This window comes from Holdemania massiliensis, from assembly GCF_022440805.1.
GTDB classification, from domain to species: Bacteria; Bacillota_I; Bacilli_A; order Erysipelotrichales; family Erysipelotrichaceae; genus Holdemania; species Holdemania massiliensis_A.
In genome coordinates this window covers 3,004,527-3,021,654 of sequence record NZ_JAKNTK010000001.1, presented here as the reverse complement: position 1 = coordinate 3,021,654, position 17,128 = coordinate 3,004,527, and the positions used below count along the sequence as shown (strand labels likewise).

General features: G+C 45.9%; 13 protein-coding genes. 9 read left to right on the top strand and 4 right to left on the bottom strand.

Translation table 11 applies throughout. The features are described from left to right. Positions 1-66: 66 nt before the first annotated feature. On the bottom strand, positions 67-1,242 hold the full coding sequence (locus MCG46_RS14050; RefSeq protein ID WP_240280529.1) for a TraB/GumN family protein: 1,176 nt from the start codon (positions 1,240-1,242) through the stop codon (positions 67-69). A gap of 130 nt (positions 1,243-1,372) precedes the next feature. On the opposite strand from MCG46_RS14050, the gene MCG46_RS14045 reads away from it, so the two are divergent. From MCG46_RS14045 to MCG46_RS14005, 9 genes are all read left to right on the top strand, one after another. After that, positions 1,373-2,080 carry a hypothetical protein gene (locus MCG46_RS14045; RefSeq protein WP_240280528.1) on the top strand — a complete coding sequence of 236 codons (708 nt, stop codon included), beginning with the start codon at positions 1,373-1,375 and terminating at the stop codon, positions 2,078-2,080. Between the two features lie 213 nt (positions 2,081-2,293). Next, on the top strand, positions 2,294-3,856 hold the full coding sequence (gene cdaA, locus MCG46_RS14040; RefSeq protein ID WP_154238630.1) for a diadenylate cyclase CdaA: 1,563 nt from the start codon (positions 2,294-2,296) through the stop codon (positions 3,854-3,856). After that, complete coding sequence (locus MCG46_RS14035) at positions 3,846-5,267, top strand: CdaR family protein (RefSeq protein ID WP_020224329.1); 1,422 nt, start codon at positions 3,846-3,848, stop codon at positions 5,265-5,267. The genes cdaA and MCG46_RS14035 overlap by 11 nt, the downstream gene beginning before the upstream one ends. Further along, positions 5,267-6,601, top strand: a complete 1,335-nt coding sequence (gene glmM, locus MCG46_RS14030; protein ID WP_240280527.1) for a phosphoglucosamine mutase — start codon at positions 5,267-5,269, stop codon at positions 6,599-6,601. Before MCG46_RS14035 ends, glmM begins: the two co-directional genes overlap by 1 nt. A gap of 203 nt (positions 6,602-6,804) precedes the next feature. Then, positions 6,805-7,539, top strand: coding sequence for a class I SAM-dependent methyltransferase (locus tag MCG46_RS14025; RefSeq protein ID WP_240280526.1), 735 nt, complete (start codon positions 6,805-6,807; stop codon positions 7,537-7,539). A gap of 97 nt (positions 7,540-7,636) precedes the next feature. Then, complete coding sequence (locus tag MCG46_RS14020) at positions 7,637-8,296, top strand: response regulator transcription factor (protein ID WP_039865455.1); 660 nt, start codon at positions 7,637-7,639, stop codon at positions 8,294-8,296. After that, positions 8,297-9,718, top strand: a complete 1,422-nt coding sequence (locus MCG46_RS14015) for a HAMP domain-containing sensor histidine kinase (protein ID WP_020224325.1) — start codon at positions 8,297-8,299, stop codon at positions 9,716-9,718. Then, on the top strand, positions 9,699-10,856 hold the full coding sequence (locus tag MCG46_RS14010) for a hypothetical protein (RefSeq protein ID WP_240280525.1): 1,158 nt from the start codon (positions 9,699-9,701) through the stop codon (positions 10,854-10,856). The genes MCG46_RS14015 and MCG46_RS14010 overlap by 20 nt, the downstream gene beginning before the upstream one ends. Before the next feature lie 321 nt (positions 10,857-11,177). Further along, complete coding sequence (locus tag MCG46_RS14005) at positions 11,178-13,271, top strand: glycerophosphodiester phosphodiesterase (protein WP_240280524.1); 2,094 nt, start codon at positions 11,178-11,180, stop codon at positions 13,269-13,271. Between the two features lie 85 nt (positions 13,272-13,356). Here the strand turns inward: MCG46_RS14005 and ltrA are convergent, their stop codons facing one another. From ltrA to MCG46_RS13990, 3 genes are all read right to left on the bottom strand, one after another. After that, complete coding sequence (gene ltrA / locus MCG46_RS14000; RefSeq protein WP_240276617.1) at positions 13,357-14,655, bottom strand: group II intron reverse transcriptase/maturase; 1,299 nt, start codon at positions 14,653-14,655, stop codon at positions 13,357-13,359. Between the two features lie 643 nt (positions 14,656-15,298). Beyond that, entirely contained in the window at positions 15,299-16,036 is a 738-nt protein-coding gene (locus MCG46_RS13995) for a CPBP family glutamic-type intramembrane protease (protein ID WP_240280523.1), read from the bottom strand. Positions 16,037-16,208: 172 nt separating this feature from the next. Further along, positions 16,209-17,123 (bottom strand): SPFH domain-containing protein, encoded by a 915-nt coding sequence (locus tag MCG46_RS13990; RefSeq protein ID WP_154238635.1) that lies wholly within the window; start codon positions 17,121-17,123, stop codon positions 16,209-16,211. Between the last annotated feature and the right edge of the window lie 5 nt (positions 17,124-17,128).

The following is a 17,128-nucleotide window of genomic DNA, read 5'->3' as shown; positions in this document are numbered from 1 at the left end:
TTATAATTAGAAAGAATTCGAAAATTCAAAGTATAGATTCACTGATAACAATAAAAAAACCGCATCTTATCCAAATACGGTTTCCAAGAAAGTTTTGATAATGTCTGTGCCGCCGATGAAGGTGCCCAATGAACTGAAAACGTTGGCAAGGATCACGACTAACAGAATCCGTGTTACCCGATTTTTCCACATGCCTTTTACCGTATTGACATCCTCGGTCAGATTTTCAAAGTCCTTGACTTTCGGTTTGCGCACGGACGCTTCGACTAGGCCTGCGAACCAGCCGGCAGCCAATAACGGATTGAGCGAGGTGATCGGCGCGGCGATGAAGGCCGTGAGAATCGAGAGCACATGACCGCCGGCCAAGAGCGTGCCAAGGGCGGATAATGTTCCGTTCCACAGAATCCAGCTCTGAATTTGTTCCCAGCCTGCGCTGTGCGAATTCAGAAAAGTAGCCACAATCACAACGATGATCGCAATCGGAATGCCCCAGCCGATCACTTTCCCCCAAATCGATTTGGGGGGTAACGAATCCAGTTCCTTCAGATCCGCCAGATTTCCGCTTTCGATCTGCGCCGCGACACCCGGAACATGAGCGGCTCCCAGCACAGCAACAATTTTGGGCCCCTGAGTCTGGGCAATTTTGGCGGCGAGATATTGATCCCGTTCATGGATCAGTACTTCAGCCACAACCGGGAAGCTGTCGCCGACTTCTTTCAGCGCGCTTTCCAGCATATCACTTTGCTTGAGCTGTTCCAGGTCCGCTTCGGTAATATCCTCATCATCAAACAAGGAGAAGATGATGCTGGTCAGCAGTTTGCATTTCTGCCAGAAGCTGTGTTTGCGCCAGATCCGCGAAAATGTCGTTTGAATTCGCCGGTCTGCCAGAACCAGCTCAGCGTTTAATTCTTTGGCGCTTTGGATGCCCTGCAGCATTTCCGCTCCCGCGCTGATATCCATTTTTTTGGCAATTTTCTTCTGGTACGAGCTTAGAATAATATTAGCGAGCAGAAATCCTGTTTTTTTCTGCTTAATGACCTGTACGATATCGGTTTGTTCCCATTGCCCGGGATGCAGCAGCGACTGGTAGCGATCTTCATCCAGTTCGATGCAGATGCTGTCAGGATGAATTTCCTCCAGTGCTTCCTTGACTTCCTGAGCGCTGACTTTGGAAACATGCGCCGTGCCGATCAAGGTGATTTCTTTTCCCTGCGTCCGCAGAGTTGTCCATTGTTTATCCATCAAACTAACCTCATTTCCTGTTTATTGTACCGCAACCGTCCCAGTTTTTCCATCTTTTGAAATTCAAACTGCAGTTTGAGGATAAAAAGGGCGCTGCCGAGCATACTTCTGGATAGAAAGGAGCCGTATAATGAAACCAACATCACGGATATTCAATGTTCTTCTGGCCTTGTGCTGGGTGATGATCGTCATAACCGGTTCGCTTGCGCTGGGGGCTTATTGGAGCCGCCGTCCTGCCCCATCGGCCTTGCCGGCTCCCAATACCGCACCGACCGCTTCATTGCCGCCGGAATTGTCCAATATTTTGCCGGAGGGTGAACTGTTGATCAGTCAGCTGACGCAGATCGCCAAGGGTCAGTTTACGGCTCAGGGAACACAGCAGCTGCAGCTGAATTTAACCGGGCAGCAGCTTAGCGAACTGTTGAGTGCCGCGGTGGGAGATTGGCTTTCCAATCCTAAGCTTACGCTGGAAAACGGCAACGAAGCGGTGCTGGAGGTGACCGTCAATGATCCGGAAGCGCTGGTTCAGCTGTTTCCCAAACTCAAGGAATACGGCGGATTGCTGAATCTGGCGAAAGGCTGCCGTGTTGCGGTGGAGGCCAAGCTGTCCGCTCAGCAGGATGAAATCACTGTGGATCTGCAGCGGATCAGTCTGGCGGGTGTCGATCTGCCATCCGCTTTAATTCAATCCACGAATACCGCTGTGAATAAAAATTTAAAAACAATTTTAGATAAGATGGAGGGGTTGCAGATCAGCGTGCTCAGTCTTGACGATGAAGCTCTGCGCTTTGAAGGCACCGTTCCGCAAACCCTGCTGCTGCAAAATAAGCAGCCATGACGACACAGACTCCCGGCGGATCTGTGTTTTTCTTTGGAGCTTGACGATTGTCACAGGATCAACTTCAAAAACAAAGAATCGGCAGGAAATTTGTAGACTGTGGGATCAGCCTGCTGAAAATAGATGAAACAAGCGCGCGGGGTTTCAGGCAATTTCAGTTTTCAAGGCTTTTAGAACTGTGCTATAATAATTCAATGAAAGGAGGATTCACCAATGGTTAATTATTACACTACCATTCAGTCGATCCTAAACTACACCCGGATGTTTTTTGACATCCTGATCATGTGGCTGCTACTTTATTACACAATAAAAATCGTTCGGAATAATTCACGAACGATTCAGATATTTAAGGGAATTGTCCTGATTCTCATCATTAAAGCCATTGCCAATGTCTTTGGGCTCAATACTGTCGGCTGGATTGCCGATATGTTTGTTTCGTGGGGATTTATCGCCGTCATTATCATCTTCCAGCCGGAAATCCGATCCTTATTGGAAAAGCTGGGGAAATCCAATGTTTTCTCACGGATTTCCACGCTTTCTGGAAACGAGAAGGAGCATTTGGTAGATGAATTAGTGAAAGCCGTGATGATTTTGTCAAAGGATCAGACCGGCGCTCTGATCTCTCTGGAACAATCTCATTCGCTGAATGATTATGTCAAAACGGGAACGCCGATGAATTCCATGGTTACCGCAGAACTTTTGACTTCAATTTTCGTTACATCGACGCCGCTGCATGACGGCGCAGTCATCATTCAGGGTGACCGCCTGGCCTGTGCGAGCGCCTATTTCCCGCCGACCAATCAGGAACTGCCGTCGCGTTACGGCGCACGTCACCGGGCAGCGATCGGCATCAGTGAAATTACGGACTCAGTAACGATTGTTGTTTCTGAAGAAACCGGGAATATTTCGATTGCGGAAGGCGGACAAATCACAACCGTCTCGAAGAAGGAACTGCGCGATTATCTGCTGCGTGTTGTCTGCAATGAGGAAACGGTGGTTCGTGAAAAAGCACCGAAGAAGGAAACTCGAAAATCTTATTTTGTTATCGATGAACCGCAGCTGGTTGTAGAGAAAGAAATTGAAACAAAGAAGAATGAAAAAGGCCTGCTGAACAAGATTGCGGTCAAGAAGCAGGACGGTACAGAAACCGCTGAAGTTCAGAAAAAACCTGCGGACCATAAAGGCAATCTGTTTACCGGAATCTTTAATAAAAAGAAGGACGCCGAAACTCCGGATCGGCTGAGCGAGCTTGAAAAAGAAGAAGAAAATATCAAGCTGCCGAAAAAGAAAAAGAAGAAAGCGCCGTCTTCTTCGATGTTTGAGGAACCGGAAATTTTAGAGCAGCAGATCGCTGCTCAGGAAGCAGAAAAGCAGGCGCAGGCCGAGGCCGTCACTGAGAAAGCAGAGGAGCGGGTTCAGCCGGCGGTAACCGAGGTTCTTGAAATTAAAACGGCTTCAAGCGAAGAAGAAACGAAGACCAAGAAGAAAACGGCGCGGGCCAAGAAGCCAAAGGAAACGGAAGATCCTGCCGAAACTAAGGCTAAGCGTACTAAGAAGAAGTCGGAAGAAGAAAAGACGACTACTGAAAATGAAAATACGGAAGCCGCTGTGAAAACAGATGCGGCCTCCGCCGACATCACTGCAGAAAATCAAAATCATTCCCCGATTGATGATGTCAAGCTGGAATTTAGCGCTTCCGAGGAAGTCAGTGAACACTCCCTGGAAGAAGCGGTGAACTCCGCCGATCAGGAAGGAAGTGACAAGCATGAAGAATAACGATCCTAGACAGAATCCGCAGATGAAGGATTCCGAGTCCAAGCTGGAGCTGGCAAACAAAATCGCCCGCCAAAGCAAAAAAGTTGTAAAGACTTACGCTACGATTGAAGACGGATTGTTTAAAGGTGTACGCTGGTTAAGTTCCTGGATTGATCGGATCCTGTTTAATCCGCGGTATGGCAAAGTCGTTTCTCTGGCCTTGGCTGTGCTGCTGTATCTGACTGTCAATTACACCGACACCAGCTTATCCAACAACATCCAGAGTGTCCATGAGATCCCATCTGTTCCGGTCACCATCAATTACAATTCCGATATGTTTGAAATTTCCGGTCTGCCCAGCGAAGCTGCGGCCTATGTCATGGGTGAAATGTCGGATGTCCAGTTAGTCCGGACACAGAAAAATTACAGCGTTGTCGCCGATCTTTCGGGTCTGACCGAAGGAACCTACCAGGTGAAGCTGCAGCCAAAGGATTTCTCCGAACGGGTCAATGTCAAACTGGAACCGTCTACAGCTTTGGTTACGATCAAGAAAAAAGTCACGACACAGTTTGATCTGAGTTATGATTTTATCAATACCGACAAGCTTGACAACATTTACATCCTGGGAGATCCGCAGTTTGAAGCGACCAAGGTTAATGTTCGTGCGGCTTCTGATACGCTTGACAGCATCGCGTTTGTAAAAGCGCTGATCGATGTTTCCGGCAAAACCGCTGATTTTGAACAGGATGCTGTATTGGTCGCTTACGATCAGACAGGAACACCGGTTAAAGCAGATATCATTCCAAGCACGGTAAAGGTCAATGTCAAAGTTACTTCGCCAAGCAAGGATGTACCTGTTGCGGTAGAACTGCAGGGCGAGATTCCAGACGGTAAGGCGATTGAGGAGATCATTTTCGATCATTCCTCGGTTAAAATTTATGCGCAGCAGTCTGTACTGGATAAGCTCGATAAGGTTTCAGTTCAGCTGGATGCGACGAAGCTAACCTCCGATACCAAGATGTATCAGACGATCACACTGCCAACGGGTGTTCGCCAGATCAATCCAGCACGCGTCAATATGGACATCAAGCTGGGCGATGCCGTATCCAAAACCATCGACAACGTTGCGATCAATGCCATCAACAATACTAAACGTTACAACGTTCAGACCAAAGATGACCAGATTGCGGTCAGCGTTACCGTTTATGGAACGCAGGCCAATGTTGATAAAATCACCGCCAGCGACATTTATGTATATTTTGATATGAAGGATCTGCAGCCAGGGGAACAGGAAGTGACATTACAGGTCAATCAGGATACTGGAACCTATGTGAAGTACACCCTGCAGCAGGCATCCTTGACCGTCAACGTTACGGATCCAAGCAATTCCGCAGCGTCAGACGATAATGACAGTGATGGAGGGACGAATTAATGGGACGTTATTTTGGAACTGACGGCATTCGCGGCAAAGCCAATGAAACATTGGATGTGCAGCGTGCCTTCCAAGTCGGACGGTATTTGGGATATTATTTCTCCAAAACCGGAAAAGGCCGGATTCTGGTCGGCAAGGACACGCGTTTATCTTCCGGGATGTTTGAAAATGCGATAGCGGCCGGAGCTTCCGCCAGCGGTGCGGATGTGTATTTGTTGGGAACCTGTCCGACACCCAGCGTGGCCTATTTGGTAAAACGTGAACAATTCAGCTGCGGCGTGATGATCTCCGCCAGCCATAATCCGTACTATGACAACGGAATCAAAGTTTTTTCGCAGGCAGGGATTAAGCTCTCGGCAGAGATCGAGGGATTGATTGAAGACTATATCGACGGCTTGACGGAAATTCCGCTGGTCAGCGGTGATAAGATTGGTCAGATCGTGCGTTATGACGAAGGGCTGGAGCATTATTTGGATTGGATGGAATCCCTGTTTGACTTCCGTCTTGAATCGTTCCATCTGGCTTTGGATCTCGCTAACGGCTCGGCGACCACAACCGCGGAGAAGCTGCTGCGGCGCATGGGCGCCCACTGCACAGTCATTCACAGCGAACCCAACGGCATTAACATCAACACGCAATGCGGATCCACGCATCCGGGTTCATTGCAGGAACTGATGAAAAGCGGAATCTTCGATTTAGGCTTGGCGTTTGACGGCGATGCTGATCGTCTGATCGCGGTGGATCCGAATGGTGAGTTGATCGACGGCGACTATGTGCTGTATATCTGCGGCAAGTATTTGAAGGAAGCCGGGCATCTGCGCGGCAATACCGTAGTCAGCACCGTGATGGCCAATTTGGGATTCTTTAAAGCTATGGAACAGCTTGGCATTGCAACCGAATCCACACAGGTGGGAGATAAATACGTCTACGAATGTATGGTGAAGAAGGATTACATGCTCGGCGGCGAACAGTCCGGACACATTATCTTCAAGGAACATGCGACGACGGGGGATGGCTTGCTGACGGCGTTAAAGCTGTTGGAAGTTATGCACAAAACCGGCAAGGGGATTGTGGAGCTCAAGGATGGCCTGAAAATTTATCCGCAGCTGCTGATCAACGTACCGGTGAAAGATAAGGAAGCGGCGATGCAGGCTGATCCGATTGTGAAAGAAGTTGCGGCGATCAATGAAGAGCTGCAGGGCAACGGACGGATTCTTGTTCGTCCATCCGGAACTGAACCGCTGGTTCGTGTGATGGTTGAAGCCGAAAGCGATGAGCTGTGTCACCACTATGTTTACCGTGTTGTCGATCTGATTGAACAATCCGGTTTGTGATCGAAGAAAAAAAGATGAAAAGGAATGCTGCTGCGCGGTGTTCCTTTTTCTTAAGAAACATAGTTCATAATGCTCTTGATGCTGTCTTGACCAAGAAGATCTAATGCAAAAAAAACATCGCTTTTCAGGAATGATCGAGATAAAATAAAGAAGGACTAAAGCAGCGTTAAATTCGCTGACAGGAAAGGAAAGAAGGATAAATTATGAAAGAGAATCGCTATGATGATCAGGATTTTTTTGAAAAATACAGTCATATGAGCAGATCGGAGAAAGGCTTGGCAGGGGCTGGCGAATGGCCGGTGCTGCAGGCTATGCTTCCGGATTTCACAAATAAACAGGTTCTGGATCTAGGCTGCGGTTATGGCTGGCATTGCCGATATGCGATGGAAAACGGTGCGGTTTCAGTCTTGGGAATGGATCTGTCAGAGAAAATGCTGGAGCAGGCCCGCACGATCAATCAGCTGGAAGGAATCGAATATCAGCAGGGAGCGCTTGAAGACTATGCTTATCCAAGCGAAAGTTTTGACGTGGTTCTGAGCTCGCTGACGCTGCATTATATTGAAAACCTGAACGCCTTGTTTCAACAGATTGCGAAAACCCTGCGGCCAGGCGGAGAATTCATCTTTTCGATGGAACATCCGATTTTTACAGCTGAAGGCAGTCAGCAATGGCTTGATCAAACTTCCGATCCAGATCCAGTATGGCCGGTTACGCGTTACTTTCTTGATGGAAGACGGGATTCAATCTTCTTAGGGGCGCCAGTTGTGAAATATCATCATTCCCTGACGACGATCGTGCAGGCGCTGATCCACAATGGCTTTGAACTGGAGGATATTCAGGAGCCGCAGCCAACGACAGAATTGATCCGCGAAGTACCGAAAATGGAAGAAGAACGGCATCGTCCGATGATGATTATTTTTAAAGCGAAGAAACGGTAAAGACCGGCTTCGTTTTCTTTTTATTCCGATCCCGTTTCGGGTTTCATGGATTTCCAGGGTTAAATTTGATACAATGGAAACGTGGGGTGAGATGCAAGTGAAGAAAGTAATAGCGATTGTGGAAGATGAAAAAGATCTCAATGAACTGGTCAAGCGATACTTGGAAAAGGAAGGCTATGAAGTCCGTTCTTATTTGACCTATGAGGAAGCTTCTGCCCATACCTCGGACGATGATGTTCATTGCTGGATTCTGGATATTATGCTTGATGATAAAAGCGGTTTTGATCTGATTGAAGAAATCCGCATGCAGTCTCCGGAAGTGCCGGTGGTTTTCATGTCAGCGCGGGATAAGGAGTTCGACCGCATCATCGGTTTGGAAAAAGGCAGTGATGATTACATTACTAAGCCCTTCTCACCGAAAGAGCTTGTATTGCGGATCAATAACATTATGAAGCGAACCTATAAGGAAGACGCGAATCGGATTGTGGTTGATGGTTATGAAATTGATGAAGCTCAACGGCTCGTCTTTGAAAAAGGCCGCGAACTGGATTTGACAACGAAAGAGTTCGATCTGTTAATGCTGTTTGTTAAAAATAAGGGAACCGCGTTTTTACGTGAACAGATACTTGAACAGGTTTGGGATGTCAATTATTTTGGCTCGGATCGGGTCGTGGATGATACGCTGCGGCGGCTGCGGAAAAAGATGCCGAATTTGAGTATCCATACGATTTACGGGTTCGGATATCGGCTGGGATAAATGAAACGATTACGTATCTGGCTCAAAGAGCTGTCGCTGTCCCAGCAGCTGCTGACGCTGATCTTCCTGGTCGTCACCGTCTTCACCGTGTTTTTCTTCGTTTATCTGTCGGAAAATGTGAATGAATTTGTTGAAAAGCAAATGTACAGTATGCTGCATCGGGCACAGAACAATATTGCTTTCAACTATTCGATGAATATGGATATTGAGGAAATTGCCGAGAATACAGATCCCAGCATTATTCACCTGTTTTACGATAAGGAAACACGGCAGTTTTCCAAAATTGGCACTACATCGCTGGATCCGCAGCTGATTTCCCATCTGCTGGAAGAAGGGGATGGATTGGCTCAGGAGGTTGCTGATCGAGCCTATGTGCAGGATCGCAAGACGTACTTTTATTCGCTGGCACGATTGGATTCGCACACGATCTTAATTTCGTTAATGAGCGACAGTTATCGCAGTGATTTTAAAAATATGCTGCTGAACAGTGTCATCAATCTCAATGTGCTGGTCGTTTCTCTGTTGTTTGTCTGCCTGATGCTGTGGATCAGCTCGCTGATTCATCCGCTGAATCAAATCCGTAATTACATTGAAAAGGTCAGCCGCGGTGAGGAAGCCGAGCTGCATATCGAAAGGCGGGATGAAATCGGACAGGTGGCGCAGGCCCTAGTCGCGATGAAAGAAGAGCTGGATAAGCAGGAAAAGATTAAGGAAGAAATGATTCAGAATATCTCGCATGATCTGAAAACACCGATCGCAACGATTAAATCCTATGGCGAAAGCATCAAAGACGGGATCTATCCGTATGAAACGCTGGAGAAGAGCGTAGATGTGATCATTGAACACGCCGATCGTCTGGAAAAGAAAGTGTACAGCTTGATCATGCTGAACAAACTGGGCTATCTGACGGATGATGGGATGGCAGGGGATACGCTGGATATGAGCGCTGTGATCAACAAAGCGATTCTTTCCTTAAAAGTGATTCGGCCCGAGCTGGAAATTTCAACTCAGCTGGAAAAGATTTATTTCCATGGCGAAGAGGATCCATGGCGTGTCGTTGTTGAAAATCTGCTGGATAACTCCATTCGTTATGCTACGCATGAAATTGTAATCACATTGAATGAAAAAGAACTGACCGTGGCGAATGACGGACCGCTTATGAGTGAAGAACGTTTAAGCAAACTGTTTAAACCGTATGAAAAAGGCACGGATGGGAAATTCGGACTCGGATTGTCGATTGTCTACCGTGTCTGCACAACGTATGGTTATCGGGCGGAAGCTGAAAATCTTAATAATGGCGTTATTTTCAGGATTTCCCGGCCGGGCGGCCTGAAACGGGAAAAGCCGCGTAAGCTGGAAGGAAAACTGAAAGGAAAAAAGGAGAAAATCCGGGAGGAAAAGAATGAAAATTCAAACAGTTAAACTCAACATCAATCCTCGTGAACCGATACGGGCGGCGGGTTTTGCGCAGCAGGTTCAGCCCTTGGACACTGTGCGTGATCCGCTGTATGCGCGGATCCTCGTGCTGGAACAGAACGGCAGCCGTTATGTGCATATCGCTTTGGATTCCCTGCAGGCACCGATCACCTTAGTCCAGGATGTTCGCGAGCGTTTGGAACAAGCCTGGGGCCTTGCGACGTATGTCATCATCAGCGGGACGCATACCCATTTTGCGCCGGACATGCGGGTAGAAAGCTATCGCAATCAGGTGCGGGATCAGGTGTGTGAAGCCTTAATTCCGCTGACCCTGCGTGAGGCTGAGCTGACGTGCAGCTATGTGGCTGAACCGTTTACCCGAATTGGCCAAAGCCGCATCAGTCATTGGACAACGGATCAAATTTTTGCGCATGCGCTGTGTTTTTATGAAAATGAAAAACGGATTGCTTCTCTGTTGATTTATAACTGTCATCCTACATCACTGAATGGGGATACACCCTTCTTCACTTCAGAATACCCAGGCTATGCCATGCGGCAGCTGGATGCACAGTATCCGGATGAATTCTTTTCGTTTCTGCAGTCAGCGGCAGGCGATGTCAGTACCCGGTTTACCCGTAAGGAACAAACACCTGCACAGATGGAACAATTCGGTTTTTGGATGGCTGAAGAATTTGATCGTCTGTTAAATAAACCAGCCCCTTTATTTCCAGTCGAGTTGGGTTACAGCGAACGCCTTGTTAAGCTGAATCATGAGCTGAAAGATCCCTCGGAGCTTGTGATCCCTGAGTATTACAGTGAGCGGGAACGCATCACGCTGCAATATGGGATAGAACGAAGCCGCGAGAACCTGGCTCATCCGGAAAAACTGCGTCACGAAACAACGTTTACAGCCTGGAAGATTGGTCCTTTCCGTTTGATTTTTAGCGAATTTGAACTTTTTAGCGAATACAATACCGCCACGATTCCAGGCCGCAGTGCTCTGATTTGTTATTCGCAGGGATACAGTCATTATGTTGCAGGCCCCTCCTTTGATGGAATGACTTATGAATCGCTGCAGGATACCTTAAGCGCTGATACCCGGCGGGAATTTTTGAATGTCATACAGGAATTATCCCAGGCCTAATCAATCCGCCATGTTGGACAGATTGGCAGATCAAGCTGAAATCAATTTCGCTGCACAGTCTGAGAAAGCCTGAGAATGGATTTCGGAAGCAATATGAAAAATGCTGAATGATCAAAAAAAGGATTGTCAATTTCTGCAGAAACCCCAATCCTTTCTCGCTTCTTTAACGTCAGTAAATAAGCTGACGTTTTTTTTGTCACATGATGTCATTTCAATAATCAATCTAAGAATGAAGGATCCCTTTTTATCGGAAAATGGATCTGATTGAAATCTTTAAAAGCAAACGTGGTATAATAAGACAGCTTAAAGGAGATTCCAATAATGAGAAAGAAGTGTCCGTGGCTGGGAAAAATTATTCAGTTTGAAATTATTTATCGAATTTGTTTATATTTGTTTGTCAATCCGTTGTTGGGACAGCTGCTTCGTCTTTATCTCAGTCGGGCTCGTTCAGGAATGACCTTTAACTCCGAGATTGTAATGGGATTTTTATCGGTGCCTGGTATTTTGCTGGCATTGTTTTATATGCTGGTCGGTACGGGACTGATTGTTTTTGAATTGGGCGTTATCCTTCATCTGATTGACAAAGGCCAACGTCAAGAATCGCTCTCTATTCGTGAAGCCTGCCGACAGTCTGTATTCTCATTAAAAGGAATCCGCAATCTGCAGCTGCCTTTATGCACCTTGTATTATGCCCTGTTTCTGCCCGCTGTCCATCTGGTTTATATCAATTCGCTGATTCCGCGGCTGCGTGTACCAGACTTTGTCATCGGCGAATTACAGCTGACAGCCGGAGGCCGGATGCTCGTCGGTGCTTTTTGGATTTGTCTGTATGGTGCCGGTATTGTTCTGATCTTTGTGCCGTTGTTGATGATCTTTCAACGTTTGAAACTCAGCCAGGCTGTTCGTAAAAATATTCAGATTTGGAAGCAGCTGACCAACAAGGCAAAGACTAAGCTGGCGCTAGGATGCGGCGTTTGGTTTTTGGCGGAATGGCTGATCGTCAACTTCCTGCCAAAGGCATTGCTGATCAACTCTGATTTCAATCGCTTTTTTTTGAAAAATTTAATTATGTCGCCAACCTTTCGCCTCTATTTAACGCAGTCATTATTAATTCAGTTCGGCTTTTTCTTGATGAGTCTGGCATTTCTGTATTTTCTGGTTCGTCTGGTTTCTGCACAGGGCGTGGTTATGCTGGAAGAAGAACCGGAAAGCGAAGAAGCGGAGAAACTCAATGAAGCTGTTCAGCGTGTTCGCGGAGTAACCGCAGCGAGTGTTCAGAAAGTAAAATCCTGGGAGGGCTTCCATCAATGGATTCATCGTCATCCCTGGCTCAGCGGTCTGACAGCGGTCTTTATCTTATACTTTTTCCTTTCCGCAGTCTTTCCTGATTTCATCTCTGTTCTATTGCCAATCATTCTTATCGTCGGCGTGCTGTATCTTTTAGGATATATGGTGCAGAAGCTGCATTTGACGACTTTCAGCAAGCTGGATTGGGTCTATCAAAAAATTCATGGCTGGTTAAGCCGGCGACGGATTGTGCAGCGGCATCCTTGGCTAATCCGGATACTGATGATTTTAACCGTGCTGTACAGCGCTGATCTCTATCTTCGCCCTTTATCCCGTGAACATCAGCCCTGGTCAATCGGTCACCGCGGATCCATTTATGCCCTGGAAAATACGATTGAAAGCGTTCGCCAGGCGGCTATCGCTCAGGCGGATTATGCGGAAATTGACATCCAGCTGAGTGCTGATGGGATTCCGGTCGTTTTCCATGATGCAACGTTGTCACGGTTAGCGGGAGTGAATAAAAAAGTTGCGGATTTGACAGTGGAACAGCTGCAGGCGCTGACATTGACGGATACCGATGGTAAGTTAGGGAAAATTCCAACGCTGCAGCAGCTGATCGCGGCGATGAAAACCTGGGAAGAGGAAACCGGGTTGTTAATTGAATTGAAACCTGTAAACGGCAATCAAAAAGAAATGGCTGAGAAAATTATTGATGTCGTGGAAAAAGAAGATTTTGTATCGCGGGCTATTTTTATGTCGATCGACTACGAAGCAGTACAGATCCTGCAGCGGCTTCGTCCGCAATGGTGGATTGGATATTGTGTTTATGGAACAGCCGGCGAAATGGACTATCGAATTTGGAACTGGAATATTGATTTTCTGGCTGTGGAGGAAAGTCAGATTTCGGTGAGCTTTCTCGAACAGGCGGGACGGGCCTGGATGCCGGTGTATGTCTGGACCGTGGATGACTATGATAAAATGAGAAACTACCTGGATATGGGCGTCAGCGGACTGATTACCAATTATCCGGATCTGGCACGAGCAGAAGTCGATGCCTACAAGGAACGGTATCCGCAATATTATGAATTTGAAGGATCAGGATATCCAGTATATGATTGGGAAGAATAATAGAGTAGAGGGAAAGTTTTAACTTTCGCCCCTCTCATTGAACCGTACGTACGGGTCTCGTATACGGCTCTACATTTATATCGAATCACAAACTCTTAAGATAGTATTCTAGGGGATTGACTAAACCTGGTCTGTCCCCTTTCTTTATGCCTAAAACTTTTGGTGATAATGTAAAGTTTACGATATTCATCCCACTTCTTTTATACCACCCTAATCTCGTGTTAGCACACTTATAGATATCTTCTTCGCTAAACTTACATTTGCTCACTATATTTAGCTTCATTAGATTTCTATATATCGTCTTTGGTTTCTTCCATTGCTTGATGATGATACATCGTACCTTATGGCGTAGCCATTGCCCAAATTCATCAAGAAACATTTTAATGCTACCTATCTTAAAATAGTTTATCCAACCTCTTACAGTTTGATTTACTTTCGCAAATGTAACTGCCAGCGGTCTTGATATGGCATGTTTTCTCTTCATCAATGTTTTAATCTTAGAATACAGTCGTTTCTTTCTATCTTTCGTAGGTACGCATTTCCAATCTTGTCCATTCTTATAAAAGGTAAATCCTAGGAATTGCCCTTTCGTTGGGCGGACGACTTTTGTCTTTGTTGCACTCACTTTCAAGAATAGTTTTCTCTCTAGCCATGATGTCACTGACTTCATTACACGGTTCGCACTCATTTCGCTTTTGACGAAGATCATACAGTCATCGGCGTATCTTACAAATTTAAGGTTTCTAGACTCTAGCTCTTTATCCAATTTATCTAAATAGATATTTGATAAAATAACGCTAATTGGTCCTCCTTGAGGTGTGCCAACCGTAGTACTTTTGACGAGTCCATCCTCTAACACACCTGCTCTTAGATAGGCTCTTATCAAATGTAATGTTGTTGCGTCATTGACATTCTCTCTTAAGATTGAAATTAATTTGTCATGATTTACGGTATCAAAGAATTTTTCAATATCCAAATCAACTATCCATTCGTATTCATCATTTAAGTTATTTAACACTTCTTCCATTGCCATATGTGCACTTCGCCTTGGTCGAAATCCAAAACTATGTTCACTGAATATAGGCTCATAGATTTTTGTGAGTTCTTGTAGAATAGCTTGTTGGATAACTCGGTCAACAACGGTTGGTATTCCTAATGGTCTTTGTTTTCCATTTGGTTTTGGAATATAGACTCTTTTCACTGGCATGGGTCGATATTGCTTGTTCATTATCAAGGAAACAATTTCTTCTTGATATTGTCCAAACCCTTGTTCGACTTCTTGCACTGTCATCTTATCCATTCCAGGTGCTCCCTTGTTTTGTTTGACCTTTTTGATTGCCTTTTGCAAATTCTCTTCACTTAAAATCTTTTCCATTAATTTCATTTGCTGCTCCTCCTTCTACTTGTAAATCGATTTGGAAACATCCCCACTACTTTCACCATCTGTGCTTACGATTCACAGTTCTAGGCTATCCTCATTTTCGGACTATCCAAACATTGCTTATAGCGATTCGCACTCTATAAACGTTTCAGTCCTTCGGTATTTCTACCTACTATGACTTCATCTGACTTCTTGCGATAAACCTTTTTCGACCATGGGTACCATCACTGATTTTAAAGTTTATTGGACTTCCTTGTTCGCAAGATCTCCCAGGGTAAGACATATATCTTTCTCTTCACAACCTCTTGATTTACTGTCTTGGTTTTACGTTTACCTTTTGGACTTTGGTTTGTACTGCAACCTTATCCACCATTTAGCCTCATCAAGTTTCTTTTCGTAAGCTCGAAAGATTCGCTACACCACTTCCTTCACCCATGGTATCACTACCAACGGCTTGTGGTTCACTACACTTGGCGGCAACTACCCGTGACTGGACTTTCACCAGTTAGATATATGTCATGCCTGGCACACAGCTAAAAAGGAATACTGCCAAACGGTATTCCTTTTTGCTTGCGGAAAGAATTAAGGGAACGATATCACAGAAAGAAGAAAGAATAGTGGAACTTAGAAAAGCAGGATAACGGGACTACGCGCCAAAAACAAGGAAACGAATGAAATCGACCAGGGCATGGGCTCCAATTGCAGAGGTCAGATTAACTTTCCATTGAAGCAGGGCAAACGGAAGCCCAAAAGCCAACGTCATGACGATTAAACTGCCAATATCAATCGTTCCTGAAAAATGAATCAGCACATGCGGCACGATCATGCTAACCAGACAGAAGAACGATTGCACGCGGTTCAGCTTAGTGCCGCCGGTAACTTCAATGCAAAAGGCATACAGAAGAACCCGGAATAAGATTTCCTCAAATAAACCCGCCCGCAGGGCATCAAACAGAAAAATGAACCGAAAGGAAGGGGCCGCGGTTAAATGACCCAAGCCCAGTCCAAGATTGAATATTCCCAAACCAGACCCTGCGACTAGGATCCAGCCAATGGTTTTCCAGAGCTCTTGTTTTTGATGATGAAACAAGACGATCGGATGCTGAGCGTCACGCATTTTTGCCATCGCGGCGACATAGCCGGGAAAGACAAAGAATCCCATCAGCGGATTGGAAACCATGGCAGTCAACGCCATAACAACACCCAGAATGACGTCGTACTGCCGTATGTTGCGATGATAGCGAATCAGGAAATAAAGACAAAGGACGGCAAATAAGATGAACCATAAAATTGTTATTTTCAAGATAGCGCTTAAAATTCCAAGGCCGATCAAACTCAGCGTCAGAAAGAATAAACGGATAGTGGCTGAACTTGGTTTTTCCATAATCATAGGACTCCTCTTTTAGTTACTTCCATCTATGGCAGTAAAACGAATGTGCAAAAATTCAGTCTCAGACAAAGCCATCCAGCGGATACTTCCGTTTGGTCAACTTCTGATTTGAACTGATAAACTTACCGCTGAATAAGAAAAGGCGTCAAGACGGCGCCTTATTCCATTAATCTTTGTTGTCAACCGGTTTAATAACTTCAGATAAGGAAGCTAAGGTTCCAGCGATATCCTGCAGATTGCTTGGGATGATCAGCTTTGTCGCTTTGCCATCCGCCATTTTCTGCAAGGCTTCATAGCCCTTTAAAGTTAAGAACTCCATGCTTGGATCTGAATTCTTAATCATTTCAATACCTTTAGCCTGAGCCGCATATAACCGTTCGGTAGCCTGAGCCTGGCCTTCCGCTTCCGCGATCATGGCTTCTTTCTTGGCCGTAGCCCGCAGAATCATAGATTCTTTTTCACCTTCAGCGGTCAGAATGGCGGATTTCTTTTCACCTTCCGCCCGCAGAATCGCTTCACGGCGCTCACGTTCAGCCCGCATCTGTTTTTCCATGGATTCCTGAATATCACGCGGCGGGATAATGTTTTTAACTTCAACACGGCCGACTTTAACGCCCCATGGATCCGTCGCTTCGTCCAGGATTGCCCGCATCTTGGTGTTGATGATATCTCGGGAAGTCAGCGTTTCATCCAGTTCTAATTCACCGATGATATTACGCAGGGTTGTCGCGGTCAGATTTTCCAATGCGCTGATCGGACGTTCAACACCATAAGTGTATAACTTCGGATCAGTAATCTGAAAATAAACGACAGTGTCGATCTGCATCGTAACGTTATCTTTCGTGATAACCGGCTGCGGATCGAAATCCTTAACGATTTCCTTTAAAGAAACTTTGTTGGCAACCCGGTCAATAAACGGAACCATAAAGTGCGGACCGGTATGCCATGTGCTGTGGTAAGCCCCCAATCGTTCAACCACGTAAGCCTTAGCCTGCGGCACAATTCGCACGCAGTAGCAGATAACCGCAATGACGATCAAAAAGACAACTAAGAAGATCACAATCTGTAAGAACCCATTCATAATTT

Bases quoted from the DNA above. Each gene is read 5' to 3' on its own strand.
- MCG46_RS14035 (WP_020224329.1), top strand. From the start codon at position 3,846: ATGAAGAATAACGATCCTAGACAGAATCCGCAGATGAAGGATTCCGAG.
- MCG46_RS13995 (WP_240280523.1), bottom strand. From the start codon at position 16,036: ATGGAAAAACCAAGTTCAGCCACTATCCGTTTATTCTTTCTGACGCTG.
- cdaA (WP_154238630.1), top strand. From the start codon at position 2,294: ATGGTTAATTATTACACTACCATTCAGTCGATCCTAAACTACACCCGG.
- MCG46_RS14025 (WP_240280526.1), top strand. From the start codon at position 6,805: ATGAAAGAGAATCGCTATGATGATCAGGATTTTTTTGAAAAATACAGT.
- MCG46_RS14050 (WP_240280529.1), bottom strand. From the start codon at position 1,242: ATGGATAAACAATGGACAACTCTGCGGACGCAGGGAAAAGAAATCACC.
- MCG46_RS14015 (WP_020224325.1), top strand. From the start codon at position 8,297: ATGAAACGATTACGTATCTGGCTCAAAGAGCTGTCGCTGTCCCAGCAG.
- MCG46_RS13990 (WP_154238635.1), bottom strand. From the start codon at position 17,123: ATGAATGGGTTCTTACAGATTGTGATCTTCTTAGTTGTCTTTTTGATC.
- MCG46_RS14045 (WP_240280528.1), top strand. From the start codon at position 1,373: ATGAAACCAACATCACGGATATTCAATGTTCTTCTGGCCTTGTGCTGG.
- MCG46_RS14010 (WP_240280525.1), top strand. From the start codon at position 9,699: ATGAAAATTCAAACAGTTAAACTCAACATCAATCCTCGTGAACCGATA.
- ltrA (WP_240276617.1), bottom strand. From the start codon at position 14,655: ATGAAATTAATGGAAAAGATTTTAAGTGAAGAGAATTTGCAAAAGGCA.
- MCG46_RS14005 (WP_240280524.1), top strand. From the start codon at position 11,178: ATGAGAAAGAAGTGTCCGTGGCTGGGAAAAATTATTCAGTTTGAAATT.
- glmM (WP_240280527.1), top strand. From the start codon at position 5,267: ATGGGACGTTATTTTGGAACTGACGGCATTCGCGGCAAAGCCAATGAA.